Raw genomic sequence first — 25,524 nt, 5'->3', positions numbered from 1 at the left:
CGCGCTTAGCCAACGACCAGATTGAGCAGTTTACCCGGGACGTAAATCACTTTACGCACGGTTTTGCCGTCGAGATACTTCGCCACCAGATGCTCCTGGCCGGCGCGCTCGCGGACCTGCTCTTCAGTTGCGTCTACCGCAACGGTAATTTTACCACGAACTTTGCCGTTGACCTGGACGACGACGAGGGTGCTGTCTTCCACCATCGCGCTTTCATCCGCCACCGGCCACGGCGCGTTGTCGATATCACCTTCGCCGTTCAGCTCACGCCACAGGGTGAAGCTGACGTGCGGGGTGAACGGGTTGAGCATACGCACTACCGCCAGCAGGGCTTCCTGCATCAGGGCGCGATCCTGCTCATCTTCTTGCGGCGCTTTCGCCAGCTTGTTCATCAGCTCCATGATCGCCGCGATGGCGGTGTTGAAGGTCTGACGACGGCCGATGTCATCGGTCACTTTGGCGATAGTTTTGTGGATATCGCGACGCAGCGCTTTCTGATCTTCACTCAGCGCCGCCACGTTCAGGGCCGCAACGTCCCCTTTGGTGGTGTGTTCGTAGACCAGCTTCCAGACGCGTTTCAGGAAACGGTTCGCCCCTTCGACGCCAGATTCCTGCCACTCGAGGGTCATATCCGCCGGGGATGCGAACATCATGAACAGACGGACAGTATCCGCGCCGTAGCGCTCAACCATGACCTGCGGATCGATGCCGTTGTTTTTCGACTTGGACATCTTGCTCATGCCGGTGTACACCAGCTCGTGACCCGCCGCGTCTTTCGCTTTCACGATGCGGCCTTTTTCGTCACGTTCGACGATGGCGTCAACCGGGGAGACCCAGTTACGTTCGCCGTTTTCGCCTACGTAGTAGAAGGCGTCAGCCAGCACCATGCCCTGGCACAGCAGCTGTTTCGCCGGCTCATCGGAGTTGACCATCCCCGCGTCGCGCATCAGCTTGTGGAAGAAGCGGAAGTAGAGCAGGTGCATGATCGCGTGTTCGATGCCGCCGATGTAGATATCGACCGGCAGCCAGTAGTTGGCCGCTTGCGAATCCAGCATCCCTTCCTGATACTGCGGGCAGGTGTAGCGCGCATAGTACCAGGAGGATTCCATAAAGGTGTCAAAGGTGTCGGTTTCGCGCAGCGCCGGCTGGCCGTTAACCGTGGTTTTGGCCCATTCAGGATCGGCTTTGATCGGGCTGGTGATACCGTCCATGACTACGTCTTCCGGCAGGATCACCGGCAGCTGATCTTCCGGGGTCGGCAGCACGGTGCCGTCTTCCAGGGTAACCATCGGGATCGGCGCGCCCCAGTAGCGCTGACGGGATACGCCCCAGTCACGCAGGCGGTAGTTAATTTTACGCTCACCTACGCCCATGGCAGCCAGTTTGTCAGCAATAGCGTTGAAGCCCGCTTCATAATCGAGGCCGCTGAATTCGCCGGAGTTAAACAGGACGCCTTTCTCGGTCAGCGCCTGCTGGGAAAGATCCGGCTCGGAGCCGTCGGTGGCGAGGATCACCGGCTTGATGTTCAGCCTGTATTTGCTGGCGAACTCGTAGTCGCGCTGGTCGTGGCCCGGAACGGCCATCACCGCGCCGGTGCCGTACTCCATCAGCACAAAGTTAGCCGCCCATACCGGAATTTCTTCACCGGTCAGCGGGTGGATAGCTTTAAAGCCGGTATCGACGCCTTTTTTCTCCATCGTCGCCATGTCGGCTTCCGCCACTTTGGTGTTGCGGCATTCGTCGATGAAGGTGGCCAGCGCCGGATTGTTCGCCGCAGCCTGCTGCGCCAGCGGGTGACCCGCAGCGACCGCCAGGTAGGTACAGCCCATAAAGGTGTCCGGGCGGGTGGTATAGACGGTCAGCTTGTCGGCGTAGTTATTGACGTCAAAGGAGATTTCCACCCCTTCAGAACGGCCGATCCAGTTGCGCTGCATGGTCTTCACGGTGTCCGGCCAGTGGTCCAGCTTATCCAGATCGTTCAGCAGCTCATCGGCGTAGGCGGTGATTTTAATAAACCACTGCGGGATCTCTTTACGCTCGACTTTGGTGTCGCAGCGCCAGCAGCAGCCGTCGATAACCTGCTCGTTGGCCAGCACGGTCTGGTCGTTCGGGCACCAGTTCACTGCGGAGGTTTTTTTGTACACCAGGCCTTTTTTATACAGCTCAGTGAAGAACTTCTGCTCCCAGCGGTAGTATTCCGGGGTGCAGGTTGCCAGCTCGCGGCTCCAGTCATAGCCGAAGCCCAGCATTTTGAGCTGGTTTTTCATGTAGGCGATGTTGTCGTAGGTCCACGGCGCTGGCGCGGTGTTGTTTTTTACCGCCGCCCCTTCCGCCGGCAGACCGAACGCATCCCAGCCAATTGGCTGCAGGACGTTTTTACCCAGCATGCGCTGATAGCGGGCAATCACGTCGCCGATGGTGTAGTTACGCACGTGACCCATGTGTAGTCGACCAGAAGGATAAGGAAGCATCGACAGGCAGTAATACTTCTCTTTGCTCTCGTCTTCAGTTACTTCAAATGTACGATTTTCGTCCCAGTGAAGCTGGACTTTCGATTCTATCTCTTCCGGGCGGTATTGCTCTTGCATGGCAGCCAGTGGTCCTGTTTTCAATACAGCTACAAAATGTAGCCAATGGATGTGTTATTTCAGATCGGCATAGCATAGCCCAAACGCCAACGTCAAAACAGCTTTTCGCACATCAACATCGGCAAAAGCTGGGCAGATTATTTCGCGAGTCTGTGGCTTGTCAGACACAGCGGGAGAGGAATAAGGTCTATTATCAGAAGACGTTAACCACACCGGAGGCGAAATGATGAACAAGGTTGCTCAATATTACCGTGAACTGGTCTCCTCGCTCAGCGAACGGCTCCGCCATGGAGAACGCGATATTGACGCGCTGGTGACGCAGGCACGCGATAAAATTGTCCGCGCCGGCGATCTGACGCAGAGCGAGATTGAGTCGGTGATAGCCGCGGTCAAGCGCGATCTTGAGGAGTTTGCCCGCAGCTACGAAGAGAGTCATGAAGACGAGAGCGACAGCGTGTTTATGCGGGTGATCAAAGAGAGCCTGTGGCAGGAGCTGGCCGATATCACTGACAAAACCCAGCTTGAGTGGCGGGAGGTTTTTCAGGATCTGAATCACCACGGCGTATACCACAGCGGCGAAGTGGTCGGTTTAGGCAACCTGGTGTGTGAGAAGTGTCACTATCACCTGGCGGTGTATACCCCGGATGTGCTACCGCGCTGTCCGAAATGCGGCCACGATCAGTTCCAGCGCCGGCCATTTGAACCCTGATGCATCCGGCCCGGTGCGTATTAATAGCATCGGGCCTGATTAAAAACGACCTATCATTGCATTAACGAGATAGATAAACGTCTTCCCTGTGATTGTAAAATATCTCAGCTGTCTCTTTTACCCCTGATCACTTCGCGCTTCATATAATCATTATGAGCGAGCAGAGCACTCGTCCTCAGCATGAATGCGGCTTGATGATTACTATCTCGTGATAGATCTTTCCGCGCGAATGGAAAGCGTGTGCCAGCATGGTGCGCCATAATAAAATGACTACCGGCGATGCGCTGACATCAGCGCATCGCCTGCTCTTACCGCTTGGTCGTGATTTCAGCTTGTTTAAACTGCTGATGACCGCCCATCTCGGAAACATAGTTGTGCGCGGAGTTCAGCACCAGTTTGTTAGTGGAGATAGAACCAACATTACAAGTTGAAAGCTTCAGGAAACCACAGCGATAGCCGCCATTATAGACTTTATTAGCGATAATCGTCAGATTCTCTCCTGCCTGAAGAGTGCCGTAGTTGGTGATATCGGCAAAATTTTTCGTATCCAAGGTGAGATCTTTGGCTGCGATGATTTGGCCTTCATTTTTCATACCATAATAAGCGATGATATTCGCATCGACACTATCAATAGTTGCCTTATTGTGAACGTTATTACTCTCAATCTGTACGGATTTTCCGTAAACGTAGTTGTTATTTTTGAACTGGACGCTTTTAACCGTCATAGAGTTTCCGCTAACAAGGTTACCGTCCTGGATGATATCGCCATTAGTGATAAGCGATATATCGATACCAGAAATTCGCCCTGTATTATGGATGTTGCCTGAACTGACGTTGCTATCCTTTGCCGACACGATAGCCAGATTAGTGTAGCCCCAAAGGTTACCGGTGACGGTGAGATTATCCCCGCTAAACTTGACGTTGGTGATTTCGCCCCACATTGTACCGCCGTTGTTGATATTGTGGGCAGAAATATTTAACTGGCCATCGGCGTTAATCGTTGAACCATAGGTGGTATTGATATCGCCGAGGGTGGTTAAGGTTAATGCCTTGGTGCCATTAATTCTGACGGTATTGACGAGGTTGCCGGCGGCGCTCACGTTAAGCGTTTTGTCACTGGTAATCGTGCCTTCATTGGTCAATGTGTTCAGAGTGGTGACCTGAGTGGCGAGGGCGCTGCTGTTAATGCTGCCCTTATTTTTCATCTCACCTGCTGAGACGATTTGCGTCGCGATGCCTTTCCCAGTGATAGCGCCTTCATTAATCAGTGAACCGTTGCTGGTCATGGTGAGAAGGGTGTTTGCAGCCATCGTGCCTTTATTCCGGACGCCGAAACCCAGATTATTACCAGTCATGGTGATACTGTTGGCCTTGATTCCGCCTAGTTGGCTAATATCAATGCTGTATTCCGGATATAATATTTGTTTGGCTGTGGCTGCTTTTCCAAGGCTGGTCATCTTTCCGGTTTTGTTATCAAACGTTAAGTTGCCCGCGCCCACCATAGCGTTGGCTGCCGTCATTGTGCCGTTAATCGCGATGGCGTCGGCCAGCAAGGCTGCATAGCTGTTAGACGCGTTCATACCTTTATCGTCAATGGTGATTTTACCCTGCGTGACCGTATAGCTATCAATCGCGCCGGTATCGCTCAGATTGACCTGGCCTGTCGTCAGCACTGCTTTGTTAGTATTAATAAAACTGCACCCGGAGCAGGTGATGCCGTTAGGGTTGGCGATAACGACATCGGCTTTTTGTCCGTTAACTTCGATAAAGCCCTGCAGATTACTCATTTTATTGGAGGTGACTTCATTTAAAATAACGGAAGCGCTGCCGTTGGTCAGATTATTATTCTTAGCGATATTACCGTGAGTGCTGTGGTTCACGTCGCTGGCGCTGTTGTTTAAAATAGTGCCGTTAGGGCCGACGTTGAATTCGCGATATAAGTTATGCGAGACGCCAGCGGCATTAGGAGCTTCGATATCAATAACATTTGCCCCTGATCTATGCGTATAGCTTGACGGATCGGCATAAACAACGGATGAACTTAGCGCTGCAGCCAGAGCAACATATGAAACCTTGAATTTAAACATGTAATTTATTCCTTTAAATAGTAAAAAATGAATCAGTAAATTGCAGTAATGCGCCGATGAAAACTAATACCTCCACTGTAATGAAAAGCCCAGGTTCATGGCATCGCTATGAAAGTCATCAGGTTTACTGATGGGCGTGCCGATAAAAAAATCATATTGCGTAGACGCTATTTCTCCGCGGACGCCGCCGACTGCGCCTGAAAGGCTTTTTCCCTGCCTGGCGCGCTCGGTACCAATGATCCTGCCGAAGTCAAGGCCAAGATATACCTGCTGGTCGGGGGTGGGAATATTCCAGCTAAAATCATTGCGCCAGTACCAGCCTTGATTGGCCGAAAGCGTATTTTCACCGTCAAAGCCGCGAACCGTCCAGCGATTGCCGATATTAAACTGGTTGTCCGAAGATAATCTATCCGGGCTGAACTGGGCATGGAAACGCGGCATCCAGCTAAACTTATCGCCGGTTGCGGCAAACTGCATCAAGGCCTGTATATCGGCGTGAACAATGCGCGATTGATGGCTATATAAACCGCCTTTTTCCTCGGGGGTGGGGACGGAGCTCAGCCACGGCAGGCTGCGCTGAACACCCAGGCTTGCGTCGATAATTTTCCTGTTGAAATAGTGCTGATGGCGCACGGTAAATTCCCAGACAGGATTTTGTTTACGCATCACATACAACTCATCGCCGCCAAAGAAATAGTGCGAACTGCTCTTCGCTATGCGCAGATCGGCGGTCGTTTTTTGTTGTCGGGTATGCGAAAGCAGGCGGCTAAGGGTCGCGCTGTAATAACGGTTTTTACTTTTATAGTCGATGCTTGACCATCTTCCTTTAAACAGCTGGCGGTACTGGCTGTAGGAGCCGTACAGGCTCAATGACCAGTAACCGAAAGGCACGGAGTAGTAAAGGTTGCCGTTATGGTTGCCGTCGTTGTGCTGGTTGAATTCAACGTCGCCGCCTGCCGAGATGGAAAGAATATCGTTCAATGAAGATAAATCGTAAAGGTATAGCGCGCCGCCACCCTGATAGCGACCGCTGGCGCGGCTGCCTGCGTCATCAAGCCAGGCGCCAACCTGCCACTGTTTATCCATTACCCGGGCGATTTCAATATCACTTTCGCCAATGTGTTCCCCGGGCCGCAGCTTCATATGGGCGCTGGCGCCAGGCAGGCGCTGCAGGTTAGCCATCCCTTGTTCAAGATCGCTGAGGCGCAGGATTTTACCGGTATGGGTGGGCATGGAGGTCCACAGGTTCGTCACGGCACTATTTGGCGCAAAATCAATATGCCCCGTTTTGCCATAAGTCAGCGTTATTTTGAGAATGCCCCCTTCTAGTGACTGAGAAGGGATATCGATCAGGGAAGTAATATACCCTTGTGTTATCAGTTCATTTTGTAGGGCGTTCGTCAGCAGGCGAATCCCTTCTATTCCGAGGCAATGGCCGGGCGCCTGGGCAGCGATCTTCCCGAGGAGGGCGGTGGTTTTTGCGTTGTCCTCGGAGGCAATATCAACTTTCGTGATGTACCGACAGGTCGCTTCCTCGGGAAATATCAAGGTTTGCGTTTTCGCATAGGTGCGAGAAGATTGGTATTGCTGCTGATGGGGCATTAATGCGCTTTCACGGGCTTTATCCTGTTCTACCTGGTTTACCGTGGCGGAGTCAATACCCGCCCGCGCGGTAAAGCAGGTGAGCAAATTTAAACACAAAATAATGGCCAGTCCGTTAGTGTTAGTCCGCATGAAGCAATATCCGTTTGTTTCATTGAGTAAGATTATAATTAATGGTTGTGCACGGCATGAAATAGCCTGCGCGGCGTATAGCAAGTCAATTGAAATATTATTTCAAGAAATTTAAACTCACGGGGATTATTACAAGATGCCGTATGCTAACGATGACGTGGCGGTTAATCTATTCTACGGCCCCTGAATTCTTTGTGAAATTTTTACTTCACGTTGTGAAGCTGTCGCTTTGAGATGAAGCAATTGAAAAGGGGAAGGGCTGACAGGCGCGCACGGTGATATCGTGCGCGCCGCAGAAGTTAGTGCAGAATTTTGGCGAGGAAATCTTTAGCGCGATCGGATTGTGGATTGGCGAAGAAGGCCTCTTTATCGGCATCTTCGACTATCTTTCCTTCATCCATAAAGATCACCCGGTTGGCCACCTTACGGGCGAAGCCCATTTCATGGGTAACCACCATCATCGTCATCCCTTCGTTGGCCAGTTCCACCATGACGTCCAGTACCTCGTTGATCATCTCCGGGTCGAGCGCTGAGGTGGGCTCATCAAACAGCATAGCGATCGGGTCCATACACAGGGCTCGGGCAATGGCCACGCGCTGCTGCTGGCCGCCGGAGAGCTGCGCCGGATATTTTTCCGCGTGCGCCGCCAGGCCAACGCGCTCCAGCAGCTTGAGGCCCTTCTTGCGCGACGACGCTTTGTCACGATTGAGAACCTTAACCTGCGCCAGCGTCAGGTTGTCGATAATCGACAGGTGCGGGAACAGTTCAAAATGCTGAAACACCATTCCGACGTGAGAGCGCAGTTTGGCAAGATTGGTCTTTTTATCGTTAACCACGGTGCCATCGACGATAATCTGCCCCTGCTGCACCGGCTCAAGGCCGTTCACGGTTTTAATCAGCGTGGATTTACCGGAGCCTGACGGCCCGCAGACCACCACGACTTCGCCTTTTTTCACTTCCGTGGAGCAATCGGTCAGCACCTGAAAGTGACCATACCATTTTGAAACGTTTTTCAGGGTAATCATTACACAGTCCTTTTCTTCAACCAGCTGACCAACAGCGAGGCGCTGAGGCTAATCACAAAATAGACGCCGCCCGCAAACAGGATCATTTCGACCTGGGTCCCGTCACGCTCGCCAATCGTGGAGGCGGTACGGAAGAAGTCGGCGAGGCTCAATACATACACCAGCGAGGTATCCTGGAACAGGACGATCCCCTGGGTTAACAGCAGCGGCACCATGGCGCGGAAGGCCTGCGGCAGGATCACCAGCCGCATCGACTGCCAGTGGGTCATTCCCAGCGCCAGCGCGGCGCTTGACTGGCCGCGGGAGATGCTCTGGATACCGGCGCGGATAATCTCTGAATAGTAGGCGGCCTCGAACATCGAAAAGGCCACCATCGCCGAGATCAGGCGAATATCCGTTTTCGGCGACAGTCCCAGCACGTTCTGCAGGAAGCCCGGGACAATCAGGTAGAACCACAGCAGAACCATCACCAGCGGGATAGAACGGAACACGTTAACGTAGGATTTAGCAAACCAGGCCAGCGGCAGAAAGCTGGACAGGCGCATGACCGCCAGCAGGGTGCCCCAGACGATGCCGACCACGATGGCGATCACCGTAATCTTCAGGGTGATCACCAGCCCTGCCAGCAGGTAGGGCATGGAGGGAACGATCGAACTCCAGTCAAAATCGTACATTATTTACCTCCCATATTGCCAGGCAGGCGAACCTTACGCTCGACCACATACATAATCAGCATAATCACCGCGTTGATGAAAACATAGGCCAGGGTGATGGCGGTAAAAGACTCCCAGGCATGAGCTGAGTAGTCCAGCAGTTTGCCCGCCTGCGCGGCCATATCGGCCAGACCGATGGTGGAGGCGATGGCCGAGTTTTTCACCAGGTTCATCATCTCCGAGGTCATCGGCGGCACGATAACGCGATAGGCGTTCGGCAGCAGCACGTAGCGGTAGGTTTGCGGCAGGGTCAACCCCATCGCCAGACCGGCGTTCTTTTGCCCGCGCGGCAGCGACTGGATAGCGGCGCGTACCTGCTCGCAGACGCGAGCGGCGGTAAACAGCCCCAGGCACAGCATGGAGGAGACAAAGAACTGAATGTTTGGGTCCAGCTCCGATTTAAACCACATGCCGATATTTTCCGGCAGGAATTCCGGCACCACCAGGTACCAGGTAAAGAACTGCACGATCAGCGGCACGTTGCGGAACAGTTCGACATAGCAGGTGCCAATGCCCGAGAGGAAGCGATTGGGGACCGTGCGTAAAATGCCGAACAGCGAGCCGACGAGAAAAGCGATGATCCAGGCCGAGATGGAGAGGGCGACGGTGATCTGAAAACCGCTCCACAGCCAGCCCAGGTAGGTAGTGTTGCCGAAGGGGGCCTGTTGCAGGAATATCCCCCAGTTCCAGTCTATTGACATACATTACTCCTGGAAAAAAAAGGGTAGCCATTGCTACCCTCGAAGACGGTTGTCCAGCTTGTTTCGGTATTCGCGGCGGCTGGGGAACGACCAGCCGCCGTATAGTCTGTCCGTGCTGTGACAATCATCGGGAGGGCAGGATATCCCGCCCCTGGTTGTTATAATTAGTTCAGTGCTTTGTCATTAGGTGATTTGAACAGCGCTTTCATGTCGTCCGACAGCTCGAAGTTCAGGTTAAGATTTTTTGGCGGAATCGGGTTTTTGAACCATTTGTCGAACCACTTCGCCGCTTCGCCAGAGGTCTGGGCCTGGGCAACGGTTTCATCGACCAGCGCCTTGAAGGCCGGATCGTCCTTACGCAGCATGCAGCCATAGGCTTCTTTCGACTGCGCGGTGCCGACGATTTCCCAGTTATCCGGTTTCTTCGCCTTGGCGCGTTCGCCAGCCAGCAGGGCATCATCCATCATAAAGGCCACCGCGCGTCCGCTCTCCAGGGTGCGGAAAGAGTCGCCATGATCTTTGGCGCTGATAATGCGCATATTCATTTTTTTCTCATCGTTCAGCTTGTGCAGCAGGATCTCTGAGGTGGTTCCGGAGGTGACGACGACCGCTTTATCCTTCAGGTCAGGGAAATCTTTAATCGGGCCGCCTTTCTTCACCAGCAGACGAGTGCCGACGACGAAGATAGTATCGGAGAAGGCCGCCTGTTTCTGGCGCTCAAGGTTGTTGGTGGTAGAGCCGCACTCGAAATCAAAGGTGCCATTCTGCAGCAGCGGAATACGATTCTGCGAGGTGACCGGGATCAGTTTGACCTGCAGATCGGGTTTGTTCAGTTTTTTCTTGATGGCATCGACGATGGCGTTGGAGTAGTCCTGAGAGTAACCCACAACCTTCTGTTGGTTATCGTAGTAAGAGAAAGGGACGGAAGATTCGCGATGGCCGACAACGATAACGCCATTTTTCGCGATCTTATCCAGAGTGCTCTGGCCAGCCGCCGGGGCAGCATCTTCCGCCTGCGCCAGACCAGCGGTCATTCCCATTACCAGCATTGCCGTGGCCAGTTTACGTAATTGCATATCCAACTCCTTATCCGCAGCGTCACCGACGCTATTGATACCCATTGTGATTGTGTGTGTTGTTATTAGGGGCACGCATCCACGTGCCGCATTTGTATGTGTTTGTTAGCATTTAGTTTGGCTTAATGTAAATATTTTGCTGCTTTATTGTTTATTTTTGCGAAGCGCTCCGCACCAATGGGAGGCAAATATCTTCCATTGCACCAAAATAGCGCGACCACCGATCGTTTATGGTGCAACCCGGTTGCACTGGGCCGGAGGACGGCGCTACCCGATTAAATAAAGCAATGACTGTGCCAGGGTGGCAAATGACGGGAAGAAAAAAGCCGGCGACGGGCGTCGCCGGTAGAGAACTTATCGGCGACGCTGACGCAGGCTCATCAGCAGCGCACCGAAGCCGAGCAGCGCCGTCAGCGCCCACAGCGGCCAGTTGCCAGTGCGAGCGTAAGGGGTCATGCCGCTGGTGGGCGTCACGGTGGTGGTCAACACCTCACGGGTAAACTGCGGGATCATCTTCTGGATCTCGCCGCGCGGGCCGATCACGGCGGTAATGCCGTTGTTGGTACTGCGCAGCAGGGGGCGGGCCAGCTCCAGGGCGCGCATCCGCGCCATCTGGAAGTGTTGCCACGGGCCGATGGACTTGCCGAACCAGGCGTCGTTAGAGATGGTCAGCAGGAAGTCGGTATCCGGACGGAAGTTATCCCGCACCTGTTCCCCGAGGATGATCTCGTAGCAGATGGCCGCGGTCAGCTTCAGGTTATGCGCCATCAGCTGCGGCTGCACGTAGGGACCGCGGCTGAAGGAGGACATCGGCAGGTCGAAGAATGGCGCCAGCGGACGCAGAATCGACTCCAGCGGTACAAACTCGCCGAACGGCACCAGATGGTTCTTGTTGTAGCGGTTGGTCGAGTCGTAGCGGTACGGGTTATCTTTGCCGAGGGTAATGATGGTGTTGTAGGTGTCGTAGCGATTCTGCTTATTAAGACGCGCGTCGACGATGCCGGTGATCAGCGAGCTGTCTTTTGCGCGCAGCAGATCGTCCATCATGCTGAGGAACTGCTGCTGGTTGATCTCCAGATCCGGGATCGCCGATTCAGGCCAGATAATCAGCTGCGAGTGGCCGATATGCGGCTGGGTCAGCGCCAGGTAGGTTTTCAGGGTATTAACCAGCTGTTTCTCGTCCCACTTCATGGCCTGCGGGATATCGCCTTGCACCAGCGAGACCTGCGTCGCGCGCTCCGGCAGCAGCTGATACCACTGGATATAGCGCAGCGGGAACGGCAGGGCGAACAGCACCGCGGCGATCACCAGCGCCTTCCCGTTGCGCTGCACGAGGGCCAGAGCCAGCAGGCCGCTAACCATCATCAGCAGGAAGTTGATCGCCTCAACACCCATCACCGGCGCCAGGCCTTTCAGCGGGCCGTCGATCTGGCTATAGCCGAACTGCAGCCACGGAAAGCCGGTCAGCACCCAACCGCGCAGGAACTCGGTGATCTGCCAGACGACGGGGGCGGCGATCGCCATCCGTAGCCAGCTGGTTTTGGGCCAAAGCCGGGCGAGCAGGCCGGCAAACAGGCCGGTGTAGAGCGACAGATAGGCCGCCAGCAAAACGACGAGGAAGACGTTAACCGGACCCGGCATACCGCCAAACTGCGCGATACTGACATAAACCCAGTTGATTCCCGTGCCGAACAGGCCAATTCCCCAGAAATAGCCGATGCCGGCGCTTTGCAGCGGGCGGCGGTTAAGGGTTAACGCCTGCAGACCGACCAGTGAAATAATTGCCGCGGGCCAGAAGTCGTAAGGTGAAAAAGCCAGCGTTCCGCTGGCTCCGAATAGCAGCGCCAGCAGCAGACGTACGCGCTGGCGTTCAAGAAGAGAGGCAAATACCATTTAGGCTAATCGTCCCGTAAATTAACGCCTGTTGCCACAGGCTATGCTGTTTGCCAGCCGGGGAGGGGACAACCGAGTATCGCCACGGTCTGTCTCCCGGCTGGCCGTGACCTTCAGCGCCGCCGCTTACTCTTCCAGCTTCGGCTGGGGAGCATCATCCGGCAGCTTAACATGCACCTGAATGATACGACGACTATCTGCCATTGCTACCTTGAATTGGTAACCATCAATGTCGATAGATTCGCCGCGAGCCGGCAGGTGGCCAAAGGCCTGCATTACCAGCCCGCCAATGGTATCCACTTCTTCATCGCTGAAGTGCGTGTCGAAGGCGTCGTTGAAGTCTTCGATGGAGGCCAGGGCGCGTACCGTCCAGGTATGGCGGCTCAGCTGGCGGAAATCGATATCTTCTTCTTCGTCGTACTCGTCTTCAATTTCCCCGACGATGAGCTCAAGGATATCCTCGATGGTCACCAGACCGGAGACGCCGCCGAATTCGTCAATAACGATCGCCATATGGTAGCGCTGTGAGCGAAACTCTTTCAGCATGCGGTCGACCCGCTTGCTTTCCGGAACGACAACCGCCGGCCGTAACACTTTTTCCATGCTGAAGGCTTCGGCGTCGCTGCGCATAAACGGCAGCAGATCCTTGGCCATCAGAATCCCTTCGATGTGATCTTTATCCTCACTGATGACCGGGAAGCGCGAGTGAGCGGATTCGATGATGACATCGAGGCACTCGTCCAGCGTCTGATTGCGTTTCAGGGTAATCATTTGTGAACGGGGGATCATAATGTCGCGGACCCGCTGGTCGGCGATATCCATTACCCCTTCGAGCATGTCACGCGTATCTTCATCGATAAGGTCGTTCTGCCCGGAATCACGGATCAGCGCCAGCAGTTCATCGCGGTTTTTCGGTTCCCCGTGAAAGAGCTGGCTGAGTAACAGGGAGAAAAATCCCTTTTTGCTGTTTACTGTGTCACTACTGTGTGAATTGTCGTCGCTCATGGCGTCGTTTGGGTTCTCATGTTGATTTAATGTCGCTCGTCGCGCGTAAACTCAGCGCCGGACGGCATGGGTTGCCTGACGTTCAGGCGGGTAAAATGCATGAACAGCGGCCGGATGAGGCGCGAGCGCCACGATCCGGCAGGGGGCTATTCAGCAATCTTCTCGGAAATGTACGGGTCCTCATAGCCCAGAGCAAGCATTATCTCTGTTTCGAGGCCTTCCATCTCTTCCGCTTCGTCATCTTCGATGTGATCGTAGCCCAGCAGATGCAGGCTGCCGTGCACCACCATATGCGCCCAGTGCGCCTCCAGCGGCTTCCCTTGCTCGCTGGCTTCCTGCTCCACCACCTGACGGCAAATGATCAGATCGCCGAGCAGCGGCATTTCAATTCCCGGCGGCGCTTCAAACGGGAAAGAGAGGACGTTGGTCGGCTTATCCTTGCCGCGATAGGTCAGGTTCAGCTCATGGCTTTCTGCAACGTCGACCAGACGAATCGTTAACTCTGACTCCTCCTGAAACGGCGGAATGACGGCGTCGACCCAGCGTTGAAAAAGGGCTTCGTCCGGCAGGCCGCTGGTCTCTTCGCAGGCCAGCTGTAAATCGAGGATCACCTGACTCATTTTTGCTCCTGTTCCTGGGCTTCGCGTTTGCGCTCGGCGGCCAGTTCTGCTTTACGTTTCTGGTCTGCGGCTTCCCATGCCTCATAGGCGTTCACGATGCGGGCGACCACCGGATGGCGGACCACGTCTTCGCTATGGAAGAAGTTAAAGCTGATCTCATCGACTTCCGCCAGCACTTCGATGGCGTGGCGCAGACCGGATTTGGTGCTGCGCGGCAGGTCAATCTGCGTGATATCGCCGGTGATCACCGCCTTGGAGTTAAAGCCGATGCGGGTCAGGAACATTTTCATCTGCTCGATGGTGGTGTTCTGGCTTTCATCAAGAATGATAAAGGCGTCATTCAGCGTCCGTCCGCGCATATAGGCCAGCGGGGCCACTTCGATGACGTTACGCTCAATCAGCTTTTCCACCTTCTCAAAGCCGAGCATCTCGAACAGCGCGTCGTACAGCGGGCGCAGATACGGGTCGACCTTCTGGCTCAGATCGCCGGGCAGGAAGCCGAGCTTTTCACCCGCTTCGACGGCCGGACGGGTCAGCAGAATGCGGCGGATCTCCTGACGCTCCAGCGCATCAACCGCCGCCGCCACCGCCAGATAGGTTTTCCCGGTACCCGCCGGACCCACGCCGAAGGTGATGTCGTGATCGAGGATATTGGCGATGTACTGCGCCTGGTTCGGCGTACGCGGTTTGATCACCCCGCGCTTGGTCTTGATATTGACGGCTTTTCCGTACTCCGGCACGCTCTCGGCGCTTTGCTCAAGCACGCGCGCCTCTTTGATCGCCAGATGGATCTGCTCTGGTTCAATATCCTGAATCTGACCGCGCATCGGCGCCGTGTCGACATACAGGCTGCGCAGAATATCGGCGGCGGCGTGTACGCAAAGGGCGCGTCCGGTCAGCTTAAAGTGATTGTCACGGCGGTTGATCTCAATGCCTAACCGACGCTCCAGCTGTTTGATGTTGTCGTCAAACGGGCCGCACAGGGCTAACAGGCGTGCGTTATCCGCTGGCTCCAGGGTAATTTCACGAGTGTCTATGTTCAAACTGTTCCTCTTTACGCAGGTGGCCGGACGCGGCGCGTGGCCGGCTAATCAGGAAATTATTTACGTCACAGGAAAATGGCGCAAGCATTGCTGTAGATATAGGGACGGAGAGAGGAATTACAAGGCCTGCCGGAACCGACAGGCCTGAAGGGATCACGGCTGATAGATACCCACGCCAAGATCGTTCTCTTTACGGGTGCGGGCAATCACTGATTCGGGGGATTCAGCGATACGCAGACCCATCTCCGCTTCGGTGCGCACGATTTTGCCGCGCAGCGAGTTGGTGTAAACATCGACGATTTCGACATCGACAAACTTGCCGACGAGGTCCGGGGTGCCTTCGAAATTGACCACCCGGTTGTTCTCCGTACGCCCGGAGAGCTCCATGATGTTCTTGCGCGACGTGCCTTCCACCAGGATGCGCTGTACCGTGCCGAGCATGCGACGGCTCCAGGCCATCGCCTGCTGGTTGATGCGCTCCTGCAGAATATACAGACGCTGTTTCTTGTCTGCATCCGGCACGTCGTCGACCATATCGGCCGCCGGGGTGCCCGGACGGGCGGAGAAGATAAAGCTGTAGCTCATATCGAAATTGACGTCGGCGATAAGCTTCATCGTCTTTTCGAAATCTTCCGTGGTTTCGCCGGGGAAGCCGACGATAAAGTCTGAGCTTATCTGAATATCCGGACGCGCTTCACGCAGCTTACGAATAATCGCTTTATACTCCAGCGCGGTATGGGTCCGTCCCATCAGGTTCAGCACGCGGTCGGAACCGCTCTGCACCGGCAAGTGCAGGAAGCTCACCAGCTCCGGCGTATCGCGATAGACGTCGATGATGTCGTCGGTAAATTCGATCGGATGGCTGGTGGTGAAGCGAATGCGGTCGATGCCGTCGATAGCGGCCACCAGGCGCAGCAGATCGGCAAAGCTGCCGGTGGTGCCGTCGTAGTTCTCACCGCGCCAGGCGTTCACGTTCTGGCCCAGCAGGTTGACTTCACGCACGCCCTGCGCCGCCAGTTGGGCGATTTCAAACAGGATATCGTCGCACGGGCGGCTGACTTCTTCACCGCGGGTGTAGGGCACCACGCAGTAGGTGCAGTATTTGTTGCAGCCTTCCATAATCGAGACAAAGGCGGTAGGGCCTTCGGCGCGCGGTTCTGGCAGGCGATCGAATTTTTCAATTTCCGGGAAGCTGATATCAACCACCGGGCTGCGGTTGCCGCGCACAGAGTTAATCATCTCCGGCAGGCGGTGCAGGGTTTGCGGCCCGAAAATAATATCGACATAGTGCGCGCGCTGACGAATATGGTCGCCTTCCTGGGAGGCCACGCAGCCGCCAACGCCAATAATCAGGTCCGGGTTCTTCTCTTTCAGCAGCTTCCAGCGTCCAAGCTGATGGAAAACTTTTTCCTGGGCCTTCTCACGAATTGAGCAGGTATTGAGCAACAGCACATCTGCTTCTTCCGCCACTTCGGTCAGTTGATACCCATGTGTCGCATCCAGCAGATCGGCCATCTTTGATGAATCATACTCGTTCATCTGACAGCCCCAGGTTTTAATATGGAGTTTTTTTGTCATTGACTTGCTCATGCTCAGTAATAGATATCCAAAACGCGGGGATATATACAGGGTGAATTTCGCATTCCAGGGCGCGTATTGTAATGCTTTGGTCGCCCCCTGACCAGTGCGAGCGTTATCACCGCAAGAGGGCGAAAAATCCGGTAAACTTAACGGATTCTGCTTTAAGGATAATAGCCATGACAATTCACGCAACAGATGTCGCCATCGTGGGCGGCGGCATGGTCGGCGGCGCCCTGGCGTTAGGGCTGGCGCAACAGGGATTTACCGTGACGGTGCTTGAGAAAACGGCGCCCCCGGCTTTCGATCCGGCATCCGCCCCGGATGTGCGGATCTCGGCGATCAGCGCGGCCTCGGTCGGCCTGCTGAAAAGCCTTGACGTCTGGGATGCCGTGCGGGCGATGCGCGTCCACGCTTACCGTCGTCTGGAGACCTGGGAGTGGGAGAGCGCGCACGTCGCCTTTGACGCCGCAGAGCTCAAGCTCCCAGAGCTGGGCTATATGGTTGAGAACAAGGTCCTGCAGTGGGGCCTGTGGCAAGCGCTGGCGGCGCACGAAGGGGTTACCCTCCGCGTTGGCGGCGAACTGGAGGCGATGCAGCGCGGCGAGGCGCAGACGGCGCTGCGTTTACGCGAGGGGGAGACGATCCACGCCCGGCTGGTTATCGGCGCCGACGGCGCCAGCTCTCAGGTGCGGGAGATGGCCGGCATCGGCGTGCATGCCTGGCAATATCAGCAGTCCTGTATGCTCATCAGCGTCCAATGCGCCGACGATCCCGGCGACAGCACCTGGCAGCAGTTTACCCCCAGCGGACCGCGCGCCTTCCTGCCGCTGTTCGACAACTGGGCCTCGCTGGTGTGGTATGACGCCCCGGCGCGGATCCGTCAGCTACAGGGCATGTCCATGCCCCAGCTTCAGCAGGAGATCGCCCGCCATTTCCCGGCGCGTCTCGGACGGGTGACGCCGCGGGCGGCCGGCGCCTTCCCGCTCACCCGGCGTCATGCGCTGCAGTATGTTCAGCCCGGTCTGGCGCTGGTGGGCGATGCGGCGCACACCATTCATCCGCTGGCGGGGCAGGGGGTTAACCTTGGCTATCGCGATGTCGACGCCCTGCTGGAGATCCTGGCGCAAGCGCGCGGCCGAGGCGAAGAGTGGGCCAGCCTGCCGGTGCTCAAGCGCTACCAGGCGCGGCGGCGGGCGGATAATTTTATTATGCAGTCGGGGATGGATCTGTTTTACGCCGGATTCAGCAATGACCTGGCGCCGGTGCGGATGCTGCGTAATATTGGCCTGATGGCGGCCGAACGCGCCGGGGTGCTGAAGCGTCAGGCGCTGAAGTATGCGTTAGGCTTGTAACTCCGGCTTCCCGGGCGGGGGCGTAGTGGAAAGCGCCTGCCCGGCAGTCAGTGACGCGCCAGGATGGCTATACGCCAATAGCAAAAAAGCCCACCGAGGTGGGCTTTTTTGCATTTAAGTGGCTGGGGTACGAGGATTCGAACCTCGGAATGCCGGAATCAGAATCCGGTGCCTTACCGCTTGGCGATACCCCAATTGTCTGTTGCGCCTGACCGTCATTATCACGGTTTAAGAGCAACAGTGCGTTCATTGCTGAACGACTTTTTAATTTGGCTGGGGTACGAGGATTCGAACCTCGGAATGCCGGAATCAGAATCCGGTGCCTTACCGCTTGGCGATACCCCAACAAATTGTTTGCGGATTTATCGATGTGTATCGATACGTCCCGAATATGGTGGCTACGACGGGATTCGAACCTGTGACCCCATCATTATGAGTGATGTGCTCTAACCAGCTGAGCTACGTAGCCAAATTGTCTTACTGTTTCTTCGATGGCTGGGGTACCTGGATTCGAACCAGGGAATGCCGGTATCAAAAACCGGTGCCTTACCGCTTGGCGATACCCCAATACCGTCGCGGTGACCCGCAAATATCGAAGAAATATGGCTGGGGTACCTGGATTCGAACCAGGGAATGCCGGTATCAAAAACCGGTGCCTTACCGCTTGGCGATACCCCATCCGTACAACGCTGACTGGTGAATGGTGCGGGAGGCGAGACTTGAACTCGCACACCTTGCGGCGCCAGAACCTAAATCTGGTGCGTCTACCAATTTCGCCACTCCCGCAAAAAAAGATGGTGGCTACGACGGGATTCGAACCTGTGACCCCATCATTATGAGTGATGTGCTCTAACCAGCTGAGCTACGTAGCCATCTTTTTTTCGCGTAACCTTATCGGCGTTGCGGGGCGCATTATGCGTATTGGGCCTGCGAGCGTCAACCTCTTTTTCAAGGAAAATCGTTGTAATGTGACTGTTTGGTTAGGTTGCGAACAGCTCGCTGCAATAATCGGCAATTATTGGTTATTTATCGTTTTTCAGCGGCATAATTCCCGCAAAAAGAAAACGGACCCCGGAGGGTCCGTTTCGCGTATCAACGCCTGTCAGGGCTTATTTATAGGCCGACTGGTGGACGCCTACCGCGCGGCCTGACGGATCGTTCATGGTTTTGAATGCTTCATCCCACTCAATGGCTTTAGCAGAAGAGCAGGCCACCGACGGACCGCCAGGAACACACTCCGCCGCGCTTGGCAGCGGGAACAGCTCTTCGAAGATCTCGCGGTACAGATAGCCTTCTTTGGAGGTCGGCGTGTTGTACGGGAAGCGGAAGCTTGCGGTTTCCAGCTGCTGGTCGCTGATCTGTTTCGCGGCCACTTCTTTCAGCGTATCGATCCAGCTGTAGCCGACGCCGTCAGAGAACTGCTCCTTCTGGCGCCAGGCAACGCTGGCCGGCAGATAGGATTCAAAGCATTCGCGCAGCACGTGTTTTTCCATTTTGCCGTTGCCGCACATCTTATCCTGCGGGTTGATGCGCATCGCCACGTCGAGGAACTTCTTGTCAAGGAACGGCACGCGGGCTTCCACGCCCCAGGCGGACATCGCTTTGTTGGCGCGGGCGCAGTCAAACATATGCAGCGCCTGCAGCTTACGTACCGTCTCTTCGTGCAGTTCTTTGGCGTTCGGCGCCTTATGGAAGTAGAGGTAGCCGCCGAACACTTCGTCCGAGCCTTCGCCGGAAAGCACCATTTTGATGCCCATGGCTTTAATTTTCCGCGACATCAGGTACATCGGCGTCGAAGCGCGAATAGTGGTCACATCGTAGGTTTCGATGTGATAGATAACGTCGCGGATCGCATCCAGCCCTTCCTGGACGGTAAAGTGAATTTCATGGTGCACGGTGCCAAGGTGGTTAGCCACTTCCTGCGCCGCTTTCAGGTCAGGAGAGCCTTCCAGACCGACCGCGAAGGAGTGCAGCTGCGGCCACCAGGCTTCGCTACGCTCCTGATCTTCAACGCGACGGGCGGCAAATTTCTTGGTGATGGCGGAGATGACCGAAGAATCAAGGCCGCCGGAGAGCAGCACGCCGTAGGGGACGTCGGACATCAGGTGGCTTTTCACCGACTCTTCCAGCGCCTGGCGCAGCTCGTTCTTATCGGTAACGTTGTCTTTTACCGCGTCGTAATCGAACCAGTCGCGCTGATAGTACTGGCGAATTTCACCGTCTTTGCTCCACAGGTAGCTACCCGCCGGGAACTCTTTAATGGTGCGGCACACCGGCACCAGGGCTTTCATTTCAGAGGCGACATAGAAGTTGCCGTGTTCGTCATGGCCCATATACAGCGGGATAATGCCGATATGGTCGCGGCCAATTAAGTACGCGTCTTTTTCGCTGTCGTACAGGGCGAAGGCGAACATCCCCTGCAGGTCGTCGAGGAACGCCGGGCCTTTTTCCTGATACAGCGCGAGGATCACTTCGCAGTCGGAGCCGGTCTGGAACTGATAGCGGTCGCCATATTCCGCGCGCAGCGCCTGATGGTTGTAGATTTCTCCGTTAACGGCCAGCGCATGGGTTTTTTCGGCGTTGTACAGCGGCTGAGCGCCGGCGTTGACATCGACAATCGACAGGCGCTCGTGCGCCAGAATCGCTTTGTCGCTGGCATACACGCCAGACCAGTCCGGACCGCGATGGCGCATCAGGCGGGAAAGCTCCAGCGCCTTTTTACGCAGCTCACCTGCGTCAGTTTTAATATCCAGTACGCCAAAAATAGAACACATAGCCTTCTCCATTACCCTGTCGTGTTTGATGTTGTGCTGGCTTCGTCTCGTGGCGAAGCCTGAGTGCGTGCTTAAGAAAATGCCGTAAAGGGGGAGCAGGCGCAAGGGTTTTACGGCCGGAAAAAGAAAAAACGCAACTGCGATTGTTGAATAGTAAAAAAAGAATATCTTTTGAACGGCTTCATTGAAGAATACGCAATTTTAAGCCGTTTTTATTAGATATGGTACTTTTGGCAGGCGTCAAAAATGAACAACCACGTCCTGAGACGTGGCTGACATTAGAAAATATCGATTTCCGCGACGGAGGGGTAGATCCACGACGGGCGGAACGGCATGCTGTCGATGTCGTCGAGGGTTGAGACTCCGGAGAGCACCAGAATGGTCTCCAGCCCCGCCTGGAAGCCAGCCAGAATGTCGGTGCGCAGATTGTCGCCGACAATCACCGTCTGTTCGGAGTGGGCCTGCATTTTGTTCAGCGCTGAGCGGATGATCCACGGGCTGGGTTTACCGACGTAAAACGGCTTACGGCCGGAGATCTTCTCGATCCCGGCGCACAGGGCGCCGCAGGCCGGGTAGAAGCCGCGACCGTGAGTATCCGGGTTAGTGGCAATGAAGCGGGCGCCATTGGCGACAAAGAAGGCCGCCTTATGCATCATCTCCCAGTTAAAGGACCGGGTTTCCCCGACGATGACAAAATCCGGGTTGACGTCGGTAATGGTAAAGCCGGCTTTGTACAGCTCGTGGATCAGCGCCCCTTCACCCACCACATAGGCTTTCTTACCTTCCTGGCGGCGCAGAAAATCGGCCGTCGCCATCGCCGAGGTGTAGAAGGCGCTATCCGGAACCTCAATCCCGGCGGTGGCGAAACGGTTCGCCAGATCCTGGCCGGTTTGCGACGGGTAGTTGGTCAGCATCACCAGCGGCATGCCTTTCTCGAGGATGCGCTTGATAAACTCGGCAGCGCCGGGAACGGCGACGTTATCGTGCATCAGCACACCGTCAATATCACAAATTATGTTTTGAATGGTCATGGTGGGTCCAGAATCATTATCAAAGACGAAACTATACGCGTCATTGATGAGGTTTCACACCTCTGACGGGCGATGCCCGCCAACGACAGAGCGACGCGCTTATCAATAAAGGGGGGCGGTTAGCTCTCAAGCAAGCGCTGCAGCAGCGTGCCATTGAGCATGGCGCGTTTGACCAGCGCGAAGGCGCCAATCGCTGAGCGATGATCGAGGGTGGAGCGCACCACAGGCAGGTTCTTACGAAACGCCTTCAGCGCCTGGGCGTTAATGCAGCCCTCAATGGCCGGGAGCAGCACTTTCTCGGCTTCCACAATTTCGCCGGCGATGACGATTTTTTGTGGATTGAACAGGTTGATGGCGATGGCGATCGTTTTTCCGAGGTGACGCCCTACGTACTCGACCACTTCGCAGGCCAGGGCATCGCCTTTGTTGGCCGCTTTGCAGATGGTTTTGATGGTGCAGTCATCGAGGGTCAGACGGCTCTGATAGCCCTGCTCCAGCAGGTGGCGAACGCGATGTTCGATGGCGGCATTAGCTGCGACGGTCTCCAGACAGCCAAAGTTGCCGCAGTGGCAGCGCTCGCCCAGCGGGTCGACCTGAATATGGCCGATTTCGCCGACGTTGCCGTTACGGCCGATAAAAATGCGTCCGTTGGAGATGATCCCTGCCCCGGTGCCGCGGTGCACGCGCACCAGAATGGAGTCTTCGCAATCCTGGCTTGCGCCAAAATAGTGCTCGGCCAGCGCCAGGCTGCGGATATCGTGTCCGACAAAGCAGGTAACGTTGAAGCGTTTTTCCAGCGCCCCGACCAGGCCCCAGTTTTCCACCGCAATGTGCGGCATATAGCGGATCACCCCGCTTTCCGGATCCACCAGCCCCGGCAGGATCACCGAGATGGCGATCAGCTCGCGAATTTTGCGCTGACAGTTTTCAATAAAAGTGGCGATGATATTCAGCAGGGCGTGTTCCAGCGTTTCCTGGGTGCGCTCGGGCAGCGGGAAATGCTCCTCTTCCAGGGTCTTGCTGCTTAAATCATAGAGGGTGAGAGTGGCGTCATAGCGGCCAAGGCGCACGCCAATGGCGTTGAAGTTGCGCGTCTCCGCAATGATGGAGATGGCGCGGCGCCCCCCGGTGGAGGCCTGCTGATCGACTTCTTTGATCAGGCCGCGCTCAATAAGCTGACGCGTGATTTTGGTCACGCTGGCAGGGGCAAGCTGGCTTTGTTCCGCGATCTGAATGCGCGAGATAGGCCCATGCTGGTCAATCAGGCGGTACACGGCCGCGCTGTTCAGTTGTTTTACGAGGTCAACGTTACCAATTTGAGCTTGTCCGCCTGCTGTCATACTTTTACTTACTCAGTGACGACCTCGTTACCATTAACGATGGTCTTGGTGATTTTATAATCGCGTGTAAAGGCGGTCAGGTTAGCGACCATACCCGGCGCAATACTGCCGAGCTGCTTGTCCACACCAATGGCGCGCGCGGGATAGAGCGTCGCCATGCGCAATACTTCGTCCAGCGCCACACCGCAATGCTCAACCAGATTACGCACCCCTTCAATCATGGTCAGGGAAGATCCGCTGAGGGTGCCGTTTTCATCTACGCACAGCCCGTTGCGGTAGTATATTGTTTTCCCGGCAAAAATGAACTGGTCAATATTCGCCCCCGCCGGCGCGGTGGCGTCGGTGACCAGGCACAGTTTGTCGCCTTTCAGGCGCTTGGCGTTGCGCACGTTGGCGTAATCGACGTGCATCCCGTCGACAATAATACCGCAGTAGACATCCGGCTCGTCAAAAATCGCCCCGGCCAGACCCGGTTCGCGGCCAGTAATGTACGGCATTGCATTATACAGGTGGGTGGCGAAGGTAATGCCTGCGCGGAAGCCCACTTTCGCCTCTTTCAGCGTGGCGTTGGAGTGGCCCGCGGAGACGACGATCCCGGCGGCGACCAGTTTGCGGATCACTTCCGGCTCAACGCGCTCAGGGGCGAGGGTTACTTTGGTGATCACATCGGCGTTGTCGCACAGGAAATCGACCAGCGCCGCGTCCGGTTTACGCACATAGTCCGGGTTGTGGGTGCCTTTCTTGACGATATTCAGCCACGGTCCTTCAAGATGCAGACCCAGCGCCTGGTTCGGGTGCTTTTGCAGGTATTCGCGCATCACGCGCACGCCTTGCTTCATCAGATCGTCGCTGGAGGTAATCAGCGTCGGCAGGAAGCTGGTGCAGCCTGAGCGTTCGTTGGCCTTCTGCATGATCTCCAGCGTGTCGACAGTGACCGCGTCAGGGCTGTCGTTAAACTGTACGCCGCCGCAGCCGTTGAGCTGGACGTCGATAAAACCGGGGGCGAGGATGGCGCCGTTGACTGAGCGCTGCTCGATGTCAGACGGCAAATCTGCCAGCGGACAAAGACGTTCGATAAGGCCATTAGCGATAACAACCGCATGGTCATCAAGAATTTCATGACCGGTATAAACCCGGCCCTGGGTTAATGCATACATTACGACCCCCGGTATATACGCCTCATCAGGCCCGGGTACGTTCGTTTGCCGCCGGCATGATGATGCATACAAAGAAAAAGATGGTCCCGCGCAAATCGCGGGACACGACTACATTACAGACCTTTAATATTTTCAGCTTCTAATTCGTTGAAATATTTCAGTGTCTTCACTTTCAGCTCCATGGTAGACGGTTCGTCACAGACGATCACCGCCTTCGGATGCAGCTGCAGACAGGTAATGGTCCACATGTGGTTGACGTTACCTTCTACCGCCGCCTGCAGCGCCAGCGCTTTCTGATGGCCCAGCACCAGAATCATTACCTCTTCTGCGTCCAGCAGGGTGCCCACGCCGACGGTTAGCGCATATTTCGGCACCAGATCCACGTCGCCGTCGAAGAAGCGGGAGTTCGCCACGCGGGTTTCATGGGTCAGGGTCTTAATACGGGTACGAGACGCCAAAGAGGAGGCCGGTTCGTTAAACGCGATGTGACCATCGTTGCCCACGCCGCCCATGAACAGGTGGATTTTACCGTAGGAACGAATTTTTTCTTCATAGCGACGGCATTCCGCATTGATGTCCGGCGCGTTACCATTCAGCAAGTTGATATTTTCTGCCGGAATATCAACGTGGTCAAAGAAATTACGGTGCATGAAGCTATGATAGCTTTCCGGATGCTCTTTCGGCAGGCCAACGTATTCATCCATGTTGAAGGTGACGACGTGTTTGAAGCTAACCTGGCCTGCTTTATGCATTTCAACCAGCGCCTTGTAGGCGGTGAGTGGGGTGCCGCCGGTCGGCAGTCCCAGGACGAACGGACGGTCCGCGGTTGGTTTAAATGCATTAATGCGGTTAACGATATGGCGGGCAGCCCATTTACCGACCTGCTCAGCGGTTACCAGGGGGATCAGTCTCATTCTTCACCTCTATAGTTAAAGTAGATTCTGGCGGATTGGCGCCAGCACTCTGAGGAGAGTATTGCAGCAACTGCGCCGACCGGGGTCAATCCGTGTTGATTTTTTGAATGATAAAATAAGTTTTCGATGTTAGCCAGTGTAAGGGAGGGGGGAATACGATATTTGGTGATAATTATCACAA

Annotated in this window: 19 protein-coding genes and 7 tRNA genes; 2 read left to right on the top strand and 24 right to left on the bottom strand. The window is 55.5% G+C overall.

What is annotated here, in order from left to right:
• Positions 1–5: 5 nt before the first annotated feature.
• Positions 6–2,588: a leucine--tRNA ligase gene (gene leuS / locus ACLEXF_RS11950; protein WP_407259887.1), complete on the bottom strand. Its 2,583-nt coding sequence runs from the start codon at positions 2,586–2,588 to the stop codon at positions 6–8.
• A 226-nt stretch (positions 2,589–2,814) separates the two neighbouring features.
• Here leuS and ACLEXF_RS11945 point away from each other — a divergent pair, with 226 nt between their 5' ends.
• Positions 2,815–3,297, top strand: a complete 483-nt coding sequence (locus tag ACLEXF_RS11945) for a zinc ribbon-containing protein (RefSeq protein ID WP_025999140.1) — start codon at positions 2,815–2,817, stop codon at positions 3,295–3,297.
• A gap of 308 nt (positions 3,298–3,605) precedes the next feature.
• Here ACLEXF_RS11945 and ACLEXF_RS11940 read toward each other — a convergent pair whose 3' ends face one another.
• From ACLEXF_RS11940 to miaB, 11 genes are all read right to left on the bottom strand, one after another.
• Positions 3,606–5,384 (bottom strand): filamentous hemagglutinin N-terminal domain-containing protein, encoded by a 1,779-nt coding sequence (locus ACLEXF_RS11940; RefSeq protein WP_423265767.1) that lies wholly within the window; start codon positions 5,382–5,384, stop codon positions 3,606–3,608.
• A 63-nt stretch (positions 5,385–5,447) separates the two neighbouring features.
• The gene (locus ACLEXF_RS11935) at positions 5,448–7,118 is read right to left on the bottom strand and encodes a ShlB/FhaC/HecB family hemolysin secretion/activation protein (RefSeq protein ID WP_017901432.1); all 1,671 of its coding nucleotides are present in this window, start codon (positions 7,116–7,118) and stop codon (positions 5,448–5,450) included.
• Between the two features lie 299 nt (positions 7,119–7,417).
• Complete coding sequence (locus ACLEXF_RS11930; protein WP_004885898.1) at positions 7,418–8,143, bottom strand: amino acid ABC transporter ATP-binding protein; 726 nt, start codon at positions 8,141–8,143, stop codon at positions 7,418–7,420.
• A complete protein-coding gene (gltK, locus tag ACLEXF_RS11925; protein WP_002894707.1) occupies positions 8,143–8,817 on the bottom strand; it encodes a glutamate/aspartate ABC transporter permease GltK in 675 nt (224 codons plus the stop codon). Before gltK ends, ACLEXF_RS11930 begins: the two co-directional genes overlap by 1 nt.
• Entirely contained in the window at positions 8,817–9,557 is a 741-nt protein-coding gene (locus ACLEXF_RS11920; protein WP_002894709.1) for an amino acid ABC transporter permease, read from the bottom strand. The genes gltK and ACLEXF_RS11920 overlap by 1 nt, the downstream gene beginning before the upstream one ends.
• A 164-nt stretch (positions 9,558–9,721) precedes the next feature.
• On the bottom strand, positions 9,722–10,633 hold the full coding sequence (locus ACLEXF_RS11915) for an amino acid ABC transporter substrate-binding protein (protein WP_023288842.1): 912 nt from the start codon (positions 10,631–10,633) through the stop codon (positions 9,722–9,724).
• A gap of 354 nt (positions 10,634–10,987) precedes the next feature.
• Positions 10,988–12,526 carry an apolipoprotein N-acyltransferase gene (gene lnt / locus ACLEXF_RS11910; RefSeq protein WP_065696718.1) on the bottom strand — a complete coding sequence of 513 codons (1,539 nt, stop codon included), beginning with the start codon at positions 12,524–12,526 and terminating at the stop codon, positions 10,988–10,990.
• Positions 12,527–12,652: 126 nt separating this feature from the next.
• A complete protein-coding gene (gene corC / locus ACLEXF_RS11905; protein WP_004197606.1) occupies positions 12,653–13,531 on the bottom strand; it encodes a CNNM family magnesium/cobalt transport protein CorC in 879 nt (292 codons plus the stop codon).
• Positions 13,532–13,677: 146 nt separating this feature from the next.
• Complete coding sequence (gene ybeY / locus ACLEXF_RS11900; protein ID WP_002894722.1) at positions 13,678–14,151, bottom strand: rRNA maturation RNase YbeY; 474 nt, start codon at positions 14,149–14,151, stop codon at positions 13,678–13,680.
• Positions 14,148–15,194 (bottom strand): PhoH family protein, encoded by a 1,047-nt coding sequence (locus tag ACLEXF_RS11895; RefSeq protein WP_004176871.1) that lies wholly within the window; start codon positions 15,192–15,194, stop codon positions 14,148–14,150. Before ACLEXF_RS11895 ends, ybeY begins: the two co-directional genes overlap by 4 nt.
• Before the next feature lie 153 nt (positions 15,195–15,347).
• Complete coding sequence (miaB, locus tag ACLEXF_RS11890; protein WP_004885906.1) at positions 15,348–16,772, bottom strand: tRNA (N6-isopentenyl adenosine(37)-C2)-methylthiotransferase MiaB; 1,425 nt, start codon at positions 16,770–16,772, stop codon at positions 15,348–15,350.
• Positions 16,773–16,951: 179 nt separating this feature from the next.
• Here miaB and ubiF point away from each other — a divergent pair, with 179 nt between their 5' ends.
• Complete coding sequence (ubiF, locus tag ACLEXF_RS11885) at positions 16,952–18,127, top strand: 3-demethoxyubiquinol 3-hydroxylase (RefSeq protein WP_049093460.1); 1,176 nt, start codon at positions 16,952–16,954, stop codon at positions 18,125–18,127.
• Between the two features lie 119 nt (positions 18,128–18,246).
• Here the strand turns inward: ubiF and ACLEXF_RS11880 are convergent.
• The 12 genes from ACLEXF_RS11880 to nagB form a co-directional block, all read right to left on the bottom strand.
• Positions 18,247–18,321: transfer RNA gene (locus ACLEXF_RS11880), tRNA-Gln, on the bottom strand.
• Between the two features lie 76 nt (positions 18,322–18,397).
• Positions 18,398–18,472, bottom strand: a tRNA-Gln gene (locus tag ACLEXF_RS11875).
• Positions 18,473–18,519: 47 nt separating this feature from the next.
• Positions 18,520–18,596 (bottom strand) — tRNA-Met (locus ACLEXF_RS11870).
• A gap of 23 nt (positions 18,597–18,619) precedes the next feature.
• Positions 18,620–18,694: transfer RNA gene (locus ACLEXF_RS11865), tRNA-Gln, on the bottom strand.
• Between the two features lie 36 nt (positions 18,695–18,730).
• A tRNA-Gln gene (locus ACLEXF_RS11860) sits at positions 18,731–18,805 on the bottom strand.
• A 23-nt stretch (positions 18,806–18,828) separates the two neighbouring features.
• A tRNA-Leu gene (locus ACLEXF_RS11855) sits at positions 18,829–18,913 on the bottom strand.
• Between the two features lie 9 nt (positions 18,914–18,922).
• Positions 18,923–18,999, bottom strand: a tRNA-Met gene (locus tag ACLEXF_RS11850).
• Positions 19,000–19,236: 237 nt separating this feature from the next.
• Positions 19,237–20,901 carry an asparagine synthase B gene (asnB, locus tag ACLEXF_RS11845; protein WP_004885914.1) on the bottom strand — a complete coding sequence of 555 codons (1,665 nt, stop codon included), beginning with the start codon at positions 20,899–20,901 and terminating at the stop codon, positions 19,237–19,239.
• A gap of 278 nt (positions 20,902–21,179) precedes the next feature.
• Positions 21,180–21,932: an HAD-IIA family hydrolase gene (locus tag ACLEXF_RS11840; protein ID WP_004885918.1), complete on the bottom strand. Its 753-nt coding sequence runs from the start codon at positions 21,930–21,932 to the stop codon at positions 21,180–21,182.
• Positions 21,933–22,051: 119 nt separating this feature from the next.
• The gene (nagC, locus tag ACLEXF_RS11835) at positions 22,052–23,272 is read right to left on the bottom strand and encodes a DNA-binding transcriptional regulator NagC (protein ID WP_004885919.1); all 1,221 of its coding nucleotides are present in this window, start codon (positions 23,270–23,272) and stop codon (positions 22,052–22,054) included.
• 8 nt (positions 23,273–23,280) lie between these two features.
• Entirely contained in the window at positions 23,281–24,429 is a 1,149-nt protein-coding gene (nagA, locus tag ACLEXF_RS11830; protein WP_004885928.1) for an N-acetylglucosamine-6-phosphate deacetylase, read from the bottom strand.
• A gap of 113 nt (positions 24,430–24,542) precedes the next feature.
• Positions 24,543–25,343 carry a glucosamine-6-phosphate deaminase gene (nagB, locus tag ACLEXF_RS11825; protein ID WP_135731332.1) on the bottom strand — a complete coding sequence of 267 codons (801 nt, stop codon included), beginning with the start codon at positions 25,341–25,343 and terminating at the stop codon, positions 24,543–24,545.
• Between the last annotated feature and the right edge of the window lie 181 nt (positions 25,344–25,524).

Origin of the sequence: Klebsiella pneumoniae complex sp. WS1778, from assembly GCF_049472055.1 — a bacterium.
Classification (GTDB): domain Bacteria; phylum Pseudomonadota; class Gammaproteobacteria; order Enterobacterales; family Enterobacteriaceae; genus Klebsiella; species Klebsiella quasipneumoniae.
The sequence above is the reverse complement of the archived record's forward strand: the minus strand, read 5'-3'. Positions and strand labels throughout refer to the sequence as shown.